The sequence below is a fragment of the Rhabdonatronobacter sediminivivens genome (assembly GCF_013415485.1).
GTDB classification, from domain to species: domain Bacteria; phylum Pseudomonadota; class Alphaproteobacteria; order Rhodobacterales; family Rhodobacteraceae; genus Rhabdonatronobacter; species Rhabdonatronobacter sediminivivens.
This window is the reverse complement of record NZ_JACBXS010000009.1, coordinates 79,249-92,075: the sequence shown is the minus strand read 5'-3', so window position 1 is coordinate 92,075 and position 12,827 is coordinate 79,249. Positions and strand designations below refer to the sequence as shown.

Sequence of the window (12,827 nt, the reverse complement as noted above, 5' to 3'; positions counted from 1 at the left end):
AGAGGGGTCACAGCGCTCAGGAGGACAGTATTCTGTCACAGATCGATACCGCCGCAACTGCGGCGCCCGCCACGCCCAAGCCCACCGCGGCCTATGACAGCGCCGCCCTGCTGGATCTGGTGCTGCAATCGCTTGATGACGACAAGGCCGAAGACATCGTGACCATCGACCTGCGCGGGCGCACGGCCATGGCCGATACCATGGTCATCGCCTCGGGGCGGTCGTCGCGCAAGGTCTCGTCCATGGCACAAAAGCTGCTGGACCGGCTGAAGGAGCGCTTTCGCCTCACCGCCCGGGCCGAGGGCAAGGACATCGGCGACTGGGTGCTCGTCGATACCGGCGATGTGGTCGTCCATATCTTCCGCCCCGAGGTGCGCGAATTCTACCAGCTGGAAAAGATGTGGCTTGAGCCCGAAGGCAGCGACCGCCCGGCCCGCTGATGCGGCTGCATATCTGCGCCGTGGGACGGTTGCGCACCGGCCCGGAACGTGCGCTGATCGATGACTACACCCGGCGCCTGGACCGGACGGGACGGGCGCTGTCGCTGGGGCCGCTGAACGAACATCAGATCGATGAACGCAAGACCCAGGGACCTGAGGCCGAGGGCGCAGCCCTCGAACGCGCAATCCCCTCCCAGGCCCGGCTGATCGCGCTGGATGAACGCGGCAAGCTGCTGACATCGCCCGACTTCGCCGCCCTGCTGGCCCGTTGGCGCGATGAAGGCACCCAGGACACGGCTTTCGTGATCGGGGGCGCCGACGGTCTGGCCCCCGGCCTGCGCGCGCGTGCCGATGCTACCCTTTCGCTGGGGCGCATGGTGTGGCCGCATATGCTGGCCCGCGTGATGCTGGCCGAACAGATCTACCGCGCGGCCACGATCCTTGCCGGAAGCCCCTATCACCGCGCCTGATGACAGGCCCGTCCGCCATGCGCCCCGGCGCATGTTTGCTGTGCTGGGTGCTGCCGCCCGCCCGGATCGTCTACGCGCTGGGGGTGAAATCGTGCTGGTGGTCCTGGCGGGGCAGGGCGCGCTGCCCCCTGGCCGTGCCCACATGCCCGGGGCTTGATTTCGCGCGCCGCGCCGGGCAAGCTTCCCGAAGCGTCCGGTAGCATGTCCGGTCGCTGGCTGGGAGGAGCCACCGACATGCTTGATGACATCCACCAGACGTGGCTGTTGCAGTCACGGCGGCAGCTGTTCGGCTATGCCTGCGCGCTTTGCGCCGATACCGCCAGCGCCGAGGATCTGTATCAGGACACCATGGTCCGCGCCATGTCGGCGGCCTCGGTCCCCGATGATCCTACCGCTTATCGCGTCTGGCTGTTTCGCATCCTGCGCAATCTGTGGATTGACCGGTTGCGCGCTGCCGGGCGGCTGCCCGATGTCGATGACGGGGCCGAGGTAGACCAGATGCCCAGCGGCCAGGGGGGCGATCAGGTGGTCAATGCGCTGGCCGTGCGCCAGGCCTTCGGGCGCCTGTCCAAGGCGCATCGCGATATTCTGGCGCTGGTTGACATTTGCGGCTTCAGCTATGCAGATGCGGCACAGATGCTGGATGTCCCACCTGGAACGATCATGAGCCGTATCAGCCGCGCCCGCGCCGCCTTGGCCGCCCGTATGCAGGAAGACCGCAGCGTGGTTGCCCTGCCGCTGCATCATGCCGCGCGCCGCAAAGGGCAGCGCGCATGACAGGTCCGGTCGGTGATGCGCAGCTCAACGCCTTTGTGGATGGGGAGCTTGCCTCGGCCGAGGCGGCGCAGGTGGCACAGGCCATCGCGGAAGACCCCGCCCTGGCCCGGCGCGCCGCGCATCTGCACCAGATGAAAGCCGCGCTGGCGGGATATGGCGCAAACCTGCCCCTGCCGGACCTGCCGCGCGGCAAGACGGCGCCCGCCGCGCCGCCGCGCCGCAAGGCCATGCGCGCGATGATGGCCGCCGCGCTGGCTCTGGTGGGGCTGCTGGGGCTGACATCGATCTCGTCCCCGCCGCCCGAGGGGGCAGATCCCGGAACACCGCTGCTGGCCCTGCATGACCAATGGTTGCAGCAGGACGGCGCCGCGCCCGGGCTGGCGCTGCCGGATGGCTATGGCTGGATTGCCCCGGTCATGCAGGCCAGCGGGCTGCAACTGGTGACGGTGCAGCAGGACGCGCGCGGCACGCATCTGGGCTTCAAGGGCCCGAATGCCTGCCGCCTGAGCCTGCGCATGACCCCGGGCCAGGACGCAACGCCGCTGGCGCTGACCCTGGCCGAGGATATCCAGCACGCCCATTGGCAGGCCGGCGGCCTGGCCTTCGAGATGCTGGCCCGCGACATGGCGCTGCCGCGTTTTGCCACCGTCGCCACCGGGCTGCATCAGGGCAGCCGCGCGCTGGGCGGCGATGCCGCGCTGCGCATTGCGCTGATCGAATCCGCCCGGCTTCCCTGCCTCGCCTGAAATTCTTTTCATCGCGCCGGAATATTATGCATCCGCGAGTCGTCCTTTAACCTGAGGGCATCTGCGACATCCTGTCATCGCCCTCGGAGGAAACGGCTCTGGCCATGGGAGGATGAACAGCATGCCGAAGAAAGAACGCGGGCTTGTAGAGCTTTATCACAATGACCCGGAACGCGCGGAATACCTGGTCTTTGGCCGCAAGGCCGGACCGGACCGGCGCGGGTTCCTCAAGGGGGCGGGGCTGGCCTCGATGGGGGCGGTGCTGGGCACCACCATTCCGTTCAGCAGCAACATGCCTGCCGGGCTGATGCCCGCCGCCCTGGCCGAAACCGTGAATGAATTCACCTTTGACGCCAAGCACGCCGACATGATCGTGCACAACGACCGGCCCGTGAATGTCGAAGCGGCGGCCCATCTGCTTGATGATGACGTCACGCCCTTTGACAAGCATTTCATCCGCAACAACGGCACCATGCCGATGCCGATGAGCAAATCCGACTGGCGCCTGACCATCGATGGTGAGGTCAATGAGGAGCTGGAGCTGAGCTACGACCAGCTGATGAATGATTTCGATCATGTCACCATGCGCGCGCAGCTGGAATGTGGCGGCAACGGGCGCGCGGGCTTCAACCCGCTGCCGCGCGGCAACCCCTGGACCATCGGCGCCATCGGCAATGCCGAATGGACCGGGGTGCGCCTGTCGGACATCCTGCGCCGGGCCGGGCTGAAGCCTTCGGCCACCTATACCGGGCATTTCAGCTACGACGAGCATCTCTCGGGCGACCCGGACCGGCCCTCGATCTCGCGCGGGGGGCCGATCGACAAGATGATGGACCCGCATACCATCGTCGCGCTGAAAATGAATGGCGAGGATATCCCGATCGAGCATGGCTATCCCGCCCGCGTTGTGGCGCCGGGCTGGGCCGGGTCGGTCAGCCAGAAATGGGTGACGCGCATCTGGGTGCGGGACCGTGAACATGACGGGCCGGGCATGACGGGTCTGAGCTACCGCGTGCCGCGCTTCCCGGTCGAAGCCGGGGCCGAGGTGGCGCATGAGGACATGATGGTCATGGGCTCGATGATCGTGAAATCCGCGATCACCAACCCCGTCGCCGGGGCCGAGGTCCGCGCCGGCGCGCCCTTTGCGATCCGTGGTCAGGCCTGGGCGGGCGACAATCATGTGGTGCGGATGGAAACCTCCATCGATTTCGGGGCGACATGGCAGACGGCTGAACTGCACGCGCCGCCTAATCGGTATTCCTGGCAGCGGTGGGAGCAGACGATCGTGCCGCCGCAGGCCGGGTATTATGAGGTCTGGTCGCGTGCCACCGACAACCAGGGCAACAGCCAGCCCATGGTCGTGCCGGGTTGGAACCCGCGCGGGTATCTCAACAATGCCTGCCACCGCATCCATTTCACGGCTGTCTGAGGAACCCGAACCCTGATGAAAACCCTTGCTTCAACCTGCGGGGCGGCCCTGGCCGCCCTGCTTCTGGCCGCGCCGCTTCCGGCAGGTGCAGAAGAACGGATCACCCGCCTGGCCGATGTCCCCGAGGATTTCGAATTCCACCCCCTGCCGCCCGGCGAAGGCGTGGATGAGGTCTATTACGGCTGCATCGCCTGCCACAGCCTGCGCACGGTCACCAATGGCGGCTATTCGCGCCGCGTCTGGGATGAGCTTCTGGACTGGATGGTCGAGGATCAGGGCATGATGGAGCCCGAACCCGAGGTCCGCGAGATCATGCTCGACTATCTGGAAACCTATATCGGCGAGGATTGGGAGGGCTGACCCCCTATCCCCGTCACCGCACTTCGGCCCCGGATGCAGACTGCGTCCGGGGCTGAATCATGTGAAGATCACGGCCAAAGCCTCAACGCCGCGCCATGGGCCTGCGCAGGATCGGCAGCAGTTTCGGAAAAGGAAATGCAGGCTTCCCCTGCGATCCGACATTCCCGTTAACATTCAACGGGATGCGGTTTTCAGCAAAGCTGGAACGGAAAAAGAACGTGCGCAGAACGAACCGGGACACTGTAAAACCGATCCGCCCCGGGGAAAGCTGAACCCCGGCGCGCTGGCGGGCGCAACCGGGGCAGATAGCAAAGCTGACAGCTTCAAGAACGAAGAATACCGCCTGCGCCTCGAACGTGCAAGGATACTGTGCCTGGCGATTGCCGACTGCGACCCGCGTGATGCGTGCCAGATCATGGCAGCGGCGCTTGACGACCTGTCGGCGGGCATGCCGGGGGCGCCACTGTTCAGCTACATGGATCAGGCCGCGTGGTGGTCTGACCTGGCGTCCAAGCCTGAATTGAAAGCCTACCTGCTGGCCTGCTGGACGCGCCTGTCGCCAAGGGTGCAAGACGACTTCCTGCGCTTTATCGAGCGGAGGGCGGCGGCATGAGCGGCAACTATCGCGCAGCCTTTCCGGGCGGATTGTCCGTTCCTGTGGCTTATAAGGCTAGCCCTATAAAACGTCGCCGCGCAACAAAAGCCGAAATGGAGGACCGCGCGGCGTTCTTCATCGCTTATGCAATGGCGCATGGTCCGGTCACTGTCCGGGGCCTTTACTATCAGGCCGAGGTCGCGGGCATTCCGGGCATCGACAAGACTGAAAGCGGCTATGCCAAAACGCAGATACAGGTGCTAAAGCTGCGCCGCGAGGGCCGCATGCCCTACAGCAAGATTGCCGATGCAACGCGCTACATGCGCCGCCCGCGCACCTTCGACGGATGGGAGGATGCGCTACAGGCAACCGCGCGACTGTATCGGAAAAGCCTCTGGGCGGGATCGGGATACGAGGTCGAAATCTGGCTGGAAAAATCTGCGCTGGCAGGCGTCGTGCAGCCTGTGACCTTCGAGTATGACGTTCCGTTAATGCCAACGGGCGGCTATTCATCTGAGACTTTCGCTTTCGAGGCCGTTGACGATCTGCGCGGCACCGGCAAGACGCTGGTCATATATTCGCTGTATGACTTCGACCGGAGCGGCAAGGACGCAGAGCGCAGCCTTCAAGAGAAGGTCGAGCGGTTCGGGCGCGAACTTGGCGTGCCGGTCATCTTCAATGCACTCGGACTGAATGCCGAACAGGTGGAAACCCTGCGCCTGCCCACGAGGCCGCACAAGCGCAACACACCCGCTGATCGCGCATGGCCCTATGACTATGCCTGCGAACTGGACGCTATACCGCCCGACACGCTGCGCCAGATGGTTAGACAGGCGATTGAGCGGCACTTGCCAGCATCGGAACTTGAGGCCCTGAAACAGATCGAGCGGGCCGAGCGTGAAACCCTGATGAACTTCATCAAGGGGGCCGCGTGATGGCAGATGGCACCTTCGATAAGCTGGCAGCTCAAGACGCGCAGCACCGGTCCTTCATGGGTGCAGGATTGCAAAAGGGCGACAACGTGACAGCCCCCGGACGCGCGGGCATCGGCACCCTGATGAACAATGACGAAGGCATGCCGAATGCCTGGTGGGTCTATTGGGCGGATGGTTCTTATGAACTCGACCGCGCCGAAACCTTGACCAAGGTTCAAGCCCCGAAGCGCGATCAGTTTGAAGATGATCCACACGCGCGCCCGAATATGCGTGGATCAAGGTTTTTCTCTGCTGCTGCGCTGAATGGAAAGCCCATACCGCCCCGGCAATGGCTGGTCGATGGCCTGATTCCCTCTGGCACCGTGACCCTGTTCGGCGGCGATGGGGGCACCGGTAAAAGCCTGCTGGCCCTGCAACTGGCCTGTAGCGTGGCGCTGGGCCGGTCATGGCTGGGGAAAGCGACCGCAGGCGGCTGCGCGCTCTATATCAGCGCTGAGGACGACGAGGACGAACTCCACCGGCGCATTGCCGATATATGCCAGTCCGAGGACATAGCACCGGCAGAACTCGACCGCCTGACCCTTCGCAGCCTTGCCGGGGAAGATGCGTTGCTTGCCGTCCAGATGCAGGGCAAGGGCATGCTGACCCCGACCGAGTTGTTTCACGAACTCGACCGCAAGCTGAAGGCTGACGCGCCTGCGCTTCTGGTGCTGGACACACTGGCCGATCTGTTTCCCGGCGATGAGAACAACCGCGCGCAGGCGAGGCAGTTTGTCGGCATGCTGCGCGGGCTGGCAATTCGCCACGGCTGCGCTGTCGTCATGCTGGCGCATCCGTCGCTGTCTGGCCTGAACTCAGGCAGCGGAACGAGCGGATCGACCGGCTGGAACAACAGTGTCAGGTCGCGCCTGTATCTCGAACGCATCAAGGATGAAGGCTATGAGCCTGACACCGACGCGCGCGTTCTGCGCACCATGAAGGCCAACTATGGACCCACCGGCGGCGAGATAGCCTTGCGCTGGCAGGCCGGGGTTTTCGTCGCGCAGCAACAGGAACAGGGCCTTGACCGCGTGTCGGCATCTGCCAAGGCCGAGCGGGTGTTTCTCAAGTTGCTGGACGCACTCACGGCGCAGGGCAGATACGTTTCTGCAAGCCCCGGACCGACATATGCACCCGCTCAATTCGCCAGTCACCCCGAGGCTGAAGGCTGCACAAAGCGGGCGCTCAAAGGCGCAATGGACAAACTATTCGGGCGGGATGAAATCATCGTCGCGACACATGGAACGGGTGTCAAAGCACGCTCACACATCGCCAGAAAGGGGGCCGCGTGATGCTGAAAAAGCAGGGTGCAACCCCCGGTGCAATACTGTTTCCAACCCCCGGTGCAACCCCCCGCCAACCCCCCGCCAACGAGGGTGCAATATATACCCCCATACCCCCTAGCGTTGCACCCGCCCTTGGCGGCGGGATGCACGCCATGAAACCGGGCGCGACACATCGCGCGCCGATGCTCTGAGAAGGACACCAGACCATGACCAATGAAGCCGACGACGACCAGATTGAACTGATCGCAGCGACCACCCGCGCGATGGTTGCGCACCTGGCACGGCTGCACGGAATACCGCCCGGCCTGGTGCTGGCAGGCGTCCATGCAGAAGTGATCAGCATCATCGCCACGGCATACGGCGGCGGCGTGGCCGCAGGATGCGCAGAACGGGCCGCTGACCGCGTGCGCAACTTGCCAAGCTATGAACAGTGCGAACTGGCCGCGATGCAGCCCATGGGGCGCGCGTAGGGGCGCACAGGCGGCGACATGCCCTTGCGTCGGCACCAGTAGCCAGCGGGGCAGGATGGCCGCCCACGGGGCGCTCCGGGTCCTCCTTGGCGGTTCCCGGCAGGGTAATTCGCGATCTCGACACATTCCTAGCCACAGACCCGAAGAACACATTTCGTTTCGTGAATGAAAGGGCACCTGATGACCAATGAACTGACCTTCACCACCGCCGATTTTGCCGCCCTGGTCGGCTGCACGCCCCGGCACCTGCAACAGCTTGCCCGCGATGGCATCATTCCGAAGGCTGCGCGGGGCCGCTGGTCGGCGGCTTCTGTGACCGCGTATTGCGCATACCTGCAATCGGATGCGCGGCGCGGTCCTGCCGACTTTCAGGCCGAGCGGGCGCGGTTGACGCGGGCGCAGGCCGATCTGGCCGAGGCGAACCTGGCGCAGCGGCAGGGCGAACTTCTGGCGCGTGGTGATGTTGACGCCGCTGTCGTCGGCGCCTTCGCCCGCGTCCGGGCGCGGCTTCTGGCGATCCCGTCCAAGGCTGCGCCGCTGGTGGCCGGGCAGACCACCGCCGAAGCGGGCGAGACGATCCGGCAGGCGATCCATGAGGCGCTGCGCGAACTGTCGGAAACCAGCGTGTCGGACCTGACAAGGGCGGATGCAGGCGGCGATGGCTGATCCGCGCGCGCGGGGAATCCGCTATCAGCTTCCCTTGTCAGATAGTTCACTCCGGGCCTTATCGCGCAGAAACGCTGCGTATGATTCCAGCACGTCAGCGGCATTCAGCTTTTCTTGCGGCGCCCCGACAAAGAGGTGAAGCCGAAGCAGATCAGGTCCAAATCCCGTATTCAGAGACTCCGAGAGCCGAGCAACAATTTCGGCATTCATCGACCTGTGGTTAGACTCTGCCGCAACCCGGATTGCTTCCCTCATACCGTCCGGAAATCGCAGCATGAACTTGTCGCTGTCGCGTCCCACCGAATCCACCATTTCCACCCTCAAGCTAGATTTGTGTCACGGTGACAGCATTTTTTTCTTGACCGCAATGGCGTCACGGTGACATATAGTGTCACGGTGACTTATTGAGGTTTTCACCATGAACGACCGCAAACCGATGCAGCTACGCCTTCCGCCCGATCTGAAAGCATGGATCGAGGCCGAGGCCGCGAAGAACGGCGCAAGCCAGAACAGCGAAGTCATCCGCGCGATCCGCGACCGGATGGAGCGCGTTGTTATCATTGCGGATAGTTTTCCGGACAGAAGTCCGGAGGACACGCCTCCACCGGCCATGCGAGACTGACCACCCGACCACCCCTAACCATTGGAGCAACGACCATGACGAACAAGAACCCCGCGCCGGGGAACGATACCGGCTTGCCTTCGACTGCAGGCCTTACCCGCGGCGATGAGATTTTCAGGCTCTGTGATGAAGCGAACGCCGCGATGCAGGAAGTCGCGCTTTACGTCCACAGCGTGAATAATGACCCGGCACTTGCGAAGGTTCCCCCAAGGAAGCGCTGGACCCCTGAACGGATGGCACGCTTGCAGGAATTGCAGGGTGCCCACGGGGCAATCGCCAAGCGGATCGAGGATCACCCGGACGGGCATATTGTCGACGTGACCGAAGGGCCTGTTGTGGGGAGGCCGGGCCAATGACCAGCACCCCGAAGCCCGGCTTGTCTGAATACCTGACCGATATGCATTTCAAGGCCACGCGCCTTTCGGGCATAATGAACGCCGTCGCCTTCCTTGAAGGCGAGGAAAGGTGCGACGAAGGCAAGGCCGCGCTGATCTACCTGGCCGAAGAACTGGCGGGCGATCTGAACAATGCGCTGGACGCCGTGAACCTGCCGAAGGGGAACATCCAATGAGCGTGCCAGAGCACCAGCGCGACGCGCACGAAGCGACCGACGCAGTATTGAACCACATTGATGGCCTGATCGCTGCGCTGGACGTGATCGAGGAACACATAAGGTTTCCCGATGTGCAGGCGCCTGCCGCAAAGGCATTCTTCATGCTTCGTCCGATGCTGGCGGAGAAGATGGCAGAACTCTGGAAGCTGCGCACGGCAGAGTGGAAGGCGATACGGGAGAGTCGGCCAGAAGGCGACGCACCGAAGGTCGAGGGGGCGCGGACATGACCTTGCCTGTATTTGAACTGCGGGCCGGTGAGACTTGTCCGAGGGGCCTTGTGTCCATTCCAATTCTGAACCCCGCGACCGAATCTTGCGCGCCGTATGTGGTGCATGTGCATGCCGATTTTCCCGCGCTTCACTTGCGGGCTGGTGTGGCGCTGGAAATGAGGGCGCAGACCTTCATTGACTGCGATGCGCTCTACCACCTGACCGATGGCAGCTTTGCGCGCATCCAGAACTGGTTTGACGGCGACAAGGTCAGGCTGGTGCGCGCGTCTGGCGCTGTCGATTATCTGCCCCGGCGCGATCTGTCGGGGCAGGTTCAAGGATGCTGGACCGGACGCGCCGATCTTGAGCGCGCCGACATGGCAGCGGGGAAAAAGTAACACCCGAACCGGCGCTGGCGACGGCGCCGAGTTCCTCACATGCGGGATTGACGGTAGGCGGCGCTCATGCTAATTTTTCCGCAAGTGAGGGAGTTTTCAATGAAGCGCGCAGAAATAGCTTACATCGCCGATATTCGCCCGAAGCGGATGGACCTGCTCAGAGAGCGGGGCCAGATTCCGTTTGAGCCGCCCGAGCGCGACGCCTTCACCCTCGACCATGCTTTTCGCCTGCGCCTGATGCTGGACCTGATCGGCGGCGAAGATGATGGCCTGGGGGGGCTTGCACCTTCGGACGCTGCGCCGCTGGTGGTCGAGGTCATGGGGCGTTTCCCGCGTCACCCGCTGCACCAGATCGAACCATTTGACTGGTGGGCGGGCGTGGCGATTCTGGAAGCCATGCAGGGCGACGAAACCCGCCGCTGGGCCGTGACCTATGCGGGCGAACTTGCGCAGTTCCCGGCCTGGCTGGACGAAGCCCGGACGTTTGAGGCGGGCGGGCCGGATCGCGCCGTTGCTATGCGAGGGCAACACCGCGTCGTTCGCGTGTTCCTGGTGAACGCCACCCGGGCGGCAAATGTCGTTCGCGACCGCGCCGAAGAAATCGGCATTGACCCCTTTGCGGCCGAGGCCAGCCAATGAGCGCGTATCGGATCGAGGGCATCATCGGCGAAGGCAACTCCACCGCGTCGGCGGTTTCCGCATATCTGGCGCAGCATCCAAGCGGCGCGAATGTGGTTATCAATTCGCCGGGCGGCTGCGCCTTCGAGGGCAGCGCGATGCTGGCCGAACTCGAACGCCACGGCAACGTGACAGTGATTGTGCAGGGCATCGCGGCAAGTGCGGCATCGCTGGCCATGTGCGGCGGCAAGACGATCATCGCGCACCCGGACGCAGTGATAATGATTCACGAACCCGGCGCTGTCTCTTTCGGCACGGCAGACGGGCATCGCAGGACAGCCGACACGCTGGACAAGCTGACCGCAACCTATGCGGCGGCATACGCGCGCGCCACCGGCCACCCTGTCGCGCGGATAGCGTCATGGATGAAGGCCGAATCTTGGATGACAGCTTCCGAGGCTCTGGCGCTGAATTTCATCGACCGGATCGAGGGCGACGGGCAACCCGTCGCTGTCGCGCAATTCGACTTCACCCGCTTTCAACATGCCCCGGCATCGCTGGTGCGGATGGCGCGGGCCAACGGCTGGGCGACCGCTTCGCCCGATACAGGCAAAAAGGAAACGACCGATGCTTGATCACGAAACCCAAACATCCGCGCGCGCTCTGGCGCAGATGCGGGCCATTACCCGCGCCGCGAAGGCACCCGACGATCTGGCCGACCGGCTGGCCGCGCATCCGAAGATGAACGCCGACGTAGCGGGCGCGCTGGTCAAGGCTCACAAGCGGCTGGCGCCGATCTCTGCGCGGCTGAAAATTTCCGAGGCCGAGACCATCGACGCGGTGATGAATGCTGTTCCCGAGGATGGCGAAGTCACCGACCCGGACGCGCTGTTTCAGACCGGCCTGGAAGCGATTCAGGCTGCATGGGCGGCGAAGGGAGACACGGACGTTGCCATGCTGGGGCCGTCCGAAGCCGAGCGCAGCGCGTATCTTCATCACAAGCCTGTTGTCGGTCATACTTGGGACAACGGGCCGGGCCTGCGCGCGAAGATGGTCGAGGGCTTGCTGGCCCGGCTTGATCCGAAGGGCAAAACCAGCGCCATGGGCCGCGATGCGGCGCAGATGACCATGCCGCAGGTCGCGATGGCCGTCTGCCATTCGAAGGGGCTCCGCCCGCTCAATGAGGCCGAAGCGGTTCGCATGGCGGCGACGCACAGCGAGTCCGACTTTCCGCTGATCTTGGAAAACAGCCTGTCGAATCTGGTCGCGCGCCGCATGGAACAGCGCTTGCCCGATCTGGCACGCGCATCGCACGAGGTCGCGCGCGACGATTACCGCGTCGGGCGTTCGCTCACACTGTCTGCAACGGGCATGCCGCAGGAGGTGGCCGAGGGCGGCGAAGTCAAGTTCGTGACTGCCGAGGAAAAGGGCGAGTTCCTGCCCACGGTGCGCGACTTCGCCAGCGGCTTCAATATCAGCAACGTGGCACTGACGAACGACGCCACCGCGATGCGCCTGCTGGGGGACATTGGCAACCGCATGGTGCAGGGCGCCGTCGAACGCCTTCGGCACGTCCTGCTGGAACCGATCGAGGCCAACAGCGGGGCCGGGCAGAACATGGCGGACGGAACCGCGATGTTCCATGCCGATCATGGCAACCTGGCATCCAGCGGCGCCGCGATCAGCATCGAGTCGCTGAGCATCGCCCGCACGGCAATGCGCAAACAGCGCGGTCTGAACGGCGAACTGTATGCCGTCGAACCGTGGGGGCTGGTGGTTCCAGCCGAACTGGAAACCGCCGCGCAGAAGGTTCTGGCCGACATCAACGCGACGAAGTCCTCGGACGCGAACCCGTTTCAGAACGCGCTGGAACTGATCGTGGAACCGGGCCTGTCCGATCCCGAGGCCTGGTATCTGATCGCAGACCCGGCACGCTTCGACGGGCTGGCGCATGCGTTCCTCGACGGGCAGCGCGCGCCGCGTGTCGAAACCCGTCCGGGCTGGAACACGCTGGGCATGGAAATGCGGCTGGTTTGGGCGCTGGACGCGAAGTTTGTTGAAACCGCGACCTGGTATCGCAACCCCGGCGCGTAACACCGAATCCGCCCCCTTCAGCCGGGGCGGTGCGCTCTACGGGTTAGCCGAGCGCAAGGC

Annotated in this window: 20 protein-coding genes; 19 read left to right on the top strand and 1 reads right to left on the bottom strand. The window is 64.2% G+C overall.

The annotated features are described in order from the left end of the window. Window positions 1–41: 41 nt before the first annotated feature. The 11 genes from rsfS to HUK65_RS06340 all read left to right on the top strand — a co-directional run bounded on the left by rsfS (window position 42) and on the right by HUK65_RS06340 (window position 8,213). Entirely contained in the window at window positions 42–440 is a 399-nt protein-coding gene (gene rsfS, locus HUK65_RS06390; protein WP_407692416.1) for a ribosome silencing factor, read from the top strand. After that, on the top strand, window positions 440–910 hold the full coding sequence (gene rlmH / locus HUK65_RS06385; RefSeq protein ID WP_179905317.1) for a 23S rRNA (pseudouridine(1915)-N(3))-methyltransferase RlmH: 471 nt from the start codon (window positions 440–442) through the stop codon (window positions 908–910). Before rsfS ends, rlmH begins: the two co-directional genes overlap by 1 nt. A gap of 234 nt (window positions 911–1,144) precedes the next feature. Continuing rightward, a complete protein-coding gene (locus HUK65_RS06380) occupies window positions 1,145–1,687 on the top strand; it encodes an RNA polymerase sigma factor (protein ID WP_179905316.1) in 543 nt (180 codons plus the stop codon). Further along, window positions 1,684–2,433: an anti-sigma factor family protein gene (locus HUK65_RS06375; RefSeq protein WP_179905315.1), complete on the top strand. Its 750-nt coding sequence runs from the start codon at window positions 1,684–1,686 to the stop codon at window positions 2,431–2,433. The genes HUK65_RS06380 and HUK65_RS06375 overlap by 4 nt, the downstream gene beginning before the upstream one ends. A 121-nt stretch (window positions 2,434–2,554) precedes the next feature. Next, window positions 2,555–3,862: a sulfite oxidase gene (locus HUK65_RS06370; protein ID WP_179905314.1), complete on the top strand. Its 1,308-nt coding sequence runs from the start codon at window positions 2,555–2,557 to the stop codon at window positions 3,860–3,862. A gap of 15 nt (window positions 3,863–3,877) precedes the next feature. Beyond that, window positions 3,878–4,222 (top strand): aldehyde dehydrogenase, encoded by a 345-nt coding sequence (locus HUK65_RS06365; protein ID WP_179905313.1) that lies wholly within the window; start codon window positions 3,878–3,880, stop codon window positions 4,220–4,222. A gap of 61 nt (window positions 4,223–4,283) precedes the next feature. Further along, window positions 4,284–4,835 carry a hypothetical protein gene (locus tag HUK65_RS06360; RefSeq protein WP_179905312.1) on the top strand — a complete coding sequence of 184 codons (552 nt, stop codon included), beginning with the start codon at window positions 4,284–4,286 and terminating at the stop codon, window positions 4,833–4,835. Beyond that, on the top strand, window positions 4,832–5,752 hold the full coding sequence (locus HUK65_RS06355) for a hypothetical protein (RefSeq protein ID WP_235441800.1): 921 nt from the start codon (window positions 4,832–4,834) through the stop codon (window positions 5,750–5,752). The genes HUK65_RS06360 and HUK65_RS06355 overlap by 4 nt, the downstream gene beginning before the upstream one ends. After that, window positions 5,752–7,083, top strand: coding sequence for an AAA family ATPase (locus tag HUK65_RS06350; protein WP_235441799.1), 1,332 nt, complete (start codon window positions 5,752–5,754; stop codon window positions 7,081–7,083). Before HUK65_RS06355 ends, HUK65_RS06350 begins: the two co-directional genes overlap by 1 nt. A gap of 200 nt (window positions 7,084–7,283) precedes the next feature. Then, complete coding sequence (locus HUK65_RS06345) at window positions 7,284–7,547, top strand: hypothetical protein (protein WP_179905311.1); 264 nt, start codon at window positions 7,284–7,286, stop codon at window positions 7,545–7,547. A gap of 180 nt (window positions 7,548–7,727) precedes the next feature. Beyond that, window positions 7,728–8,213: a terminase small subunit, Nu1 gene (locus HUK65_RS06340; protein WP_179905310.1), complete on the top strand. Its 486-nt coding sequence runs from the start codon at window positions 7,728–7,730 to the stop codon at window positions 8,211–8,213. A 24-nt stretch (window positions 8,214–8,237) separates the two neighbouring features. On the opposite strand, the gene HUK65_RS19095 is transcribed toward HUK65_RS06340, so the two are convergent. Then, on the bottom strand, window positions 8,238–8,525 hold the full coding sequence (locus HUK65_RS19095) for an Arc family DNA-binding protein (RefSeq protein WP_179905309.1): 288 nt from the start codon (window positions 8,523–8,525) through the stop codon (window positions 8,238–8,240). 106 nt (window positions 8,526–8,631) lie between these two features. On the opposite strand from HUK65_RS19095, the gene HUK65_RS06330 reads away from it, so the two are divergent. The 8 genes from HUK65_RS06330 to HUK65_RS06295 all read left to right on the top strand — a co-directional run bounded on the left by HUK65_RS06330 (window position 8,632) and on the right by HUK65_RS06295 (window position 12,767). Beyond that, complete coding sequence (locus HUK65_RS06330) at window positions 8,632–8,835, top strand: ribbon-helix-helix domain-containing protein (protein WP_179905308.1); 204 nt, start codon at window positions 8,632–8,634, stop codon at window positions 8,833–8,835. A 35-nt stretch (window positions 8,836–8,870) separates the two neighbouring features. Continuing rightward, window positions 8,871–9,191 carry a hypothetical protein gene (locus tag HUK65_RS06325; RefSeq protein ID WP_179905307.1) on the top strand — a complete coding sequence of 107 codons (321 nt, stop codon included), beginning with the start codon at window positions 8,871–8,873 and terminating at the stop codon, window positions 9,189–9,191. Beyond that, window positions 9,188–9,406 carry a hypothetical protein gene (locus HUK65_RS06320; RefSeq protein ID WP_179905306.1) on the top strand — a complete coding sequence of 73 codons (219 nt, stop codon included), beginning with the start codon at window positions 9,188–9,190 and terminating at the stop codon, window positions 9,404–9,406. Before HUK65_RS06325 ends, HUK65_RS06320 begins: the two co-directional genes overlap by 4 nt. Beyond that, window positions 9,403–9,675 (top strand): hypothetical protein, encoded by a 273-nt coding sequence (locus HUK65_RS06315; RefSeq protein ID WP_179905305.1) that lies wholly within the window; start codon window positions 9,403–9,405, stop codon window positions 9,673–9,675. The genes HUK65_RS06320 and HUK65_RS06315 overlap by 4 nt, the downstream gene beginning before the upstream one ends. Next, window positions 9,609–10,055, top strand: coding sequence for a hypothetical protein (locus HUK65_RS06310; protein ID WP_179905304.1), 447 nt, complete (start codon window positions 9,609–9,611; stop codon window positions 10,053–10,055). Before HUK65_RS06315 ends, HUK65_RS06310 begins: the two co-directional genes overlap by 67 nt. 99 nt (window positions 10,056–10,154) lie before the next feature. Next, the gene (locus HUK65_RS06305; RefSeq protein ID WP_179905303.1) at window positions 10,155–10,694 is read left to right on the top strand and encodes a hypothetical protein; all 540 of its coding nucleotides are present in this window, start codon (window positions 10,155–10,157) and stop codon (window positions 10,692–10,694) included. Continuing rightward, a complete protein-coding gene (locus tag HUK65_RS06300) occupies window positions 10,691–11,308 on the top strand; it encodes a head maturation protease, ClpP-related (protein WP_179905302.1) in 618 nt (205 codons plus the stop codon). Before HUK65_RS06305 ends, HUK65_RS06300 begins: the two co-directional genes overlap by 4 nt. Then, window positions 11,301–12,767: a phage major capsid protein gene (locus HUK65_RS06295; protein ID WP_235441798.1), complete on the top strand. Its 1,467-nt coding sequence runs from the start codon at window positions 11,301–11,303 to the stop codon at window positions 12,765–12,767. Before HUK65_RS06300 ends, HUK65_RS06295 begins: the two co-directional genes overlap by 8 nt. The last annotated feature ends 60 nt before the right edge of the window (window positions 12,768–12,827 follow it).

Bases quoted from the DNA above. Each gene is read 5' to 3' on its own strand.
- rlmH (WP_179905317.1), top strand. From the start codon at position 440: ATGCGGCTGCATATCTGCGCCGTGGGACGGTTGCGCACCGGCCCGGAA.
- HUK65_RS06380 (WP_179905316.1), top strand. From the start codon at position 1,145: ATGCTTGATGACATCCACCAGACGTGGCTGTTGCAGTCACGGCGGCAG.
- HUK65_RS06375 (WP_179905315.1), top strand. From the start codon at position 1,684: ATGACAGGTCCGGTCGGTGATGCGCAGCTCAACGCCTTTGTGGATGGG.
- HUK65_RS06370 (WP_179905314.1), top strand. From the start codon at position 2,555: ATGCCGAAGAAAGAACGCGGGCTTGTAGAGCTTTATCACAATGACCCG.
- HUK65_RS06365 (WP_179905313.1), top strand. From the start codon at position 3,878: ATGAAAACCCTTGCTTCAACCTGCGGGGCGGCCCTGGCCGCCCTGCTT.
- HUK65_RS06355 (WP_235441800.1), top strand. From the start codon at position 4,832: ATGAGCGGCAACTATCGCGCAGCCTTTCCGGGCGGATTGTCCGTTCCT.
- HUK65_RS06350 (WP_235441799.1), top strand. From the start codon at position 5,752: ATGGCAGATGGCACCTTCGATAAGCTGGCAGCTCAAGACGCGCAGCAC.
- HUK65_RS06345 (WP_179905311.1), top strand. From the start codon at position 7,284: ATGACCAATGAAGCCGACGACGACCAGATTGAACTGATCGCAGCGACC.
- HUK65_RS06340 (WP_179905310.1), top strand. From the start codon at position 7,728: ATGACCAATGAACTGACCTTCACCACCGCCGATTTTGCCGCCCTGGTC.
- HUK65_RS19095 (WP_179905309.1), bottom strand. From the start codon at position 8,525: ATGGTGGATTCGGTGGGACGCGACAGCGACAAGTTCATGCTGCGATTT.
- HUK65_RS06330 (WP_179905308.1), top strand. From the start codon at position 8,632: ATGAACGACCGCAAACCGATGCAGCTACGCCTTCCGCCCGATCTGAAA.
- HUK65_RS06325 (WP_179905307.1), top strand. From the start codon at position 8,871: ATGACGAACAAGAACCCCGCGCCGGGGAACGATACCGGCTTGCCTTCG.
- HUK65_RS06320 (WP_179905306.1), top strand. From the start codon at position 9,188: ATGACCAGCACCCCGAAGCCCGGCTTGTCTGAATACCTGACCGATATG.
- HUK65_RS06315 (WP_179905305.1), top strand. From the start codon at position 9,403: ATGAGCGTGCCAGAGCACCAGCGCGACGCGCACGAAGCGACCGACGCA.
- HUK65_RS06305 (WP_179905303.1), top strand. From the start codon at position 10,155: ATGAAGCGCGCAGAAATAGCTTACATCGCCGATATTCGCCCGAAGCGG.
- HUK65_RS06300 (WP_179905302.1), top strand. From the start codon at position 10,691: ATGAGCGCGTATCGGATCGAGGGCATCATCGGCGAAGGCAACTCCACC.
- HUK65_RS06295 (WP_235441798.1), top strand. From the start codon at position 11,301: ATGCTTGATCACGAAACCCAAACATCCGCGCGCGCTCTGGCGCAGATG.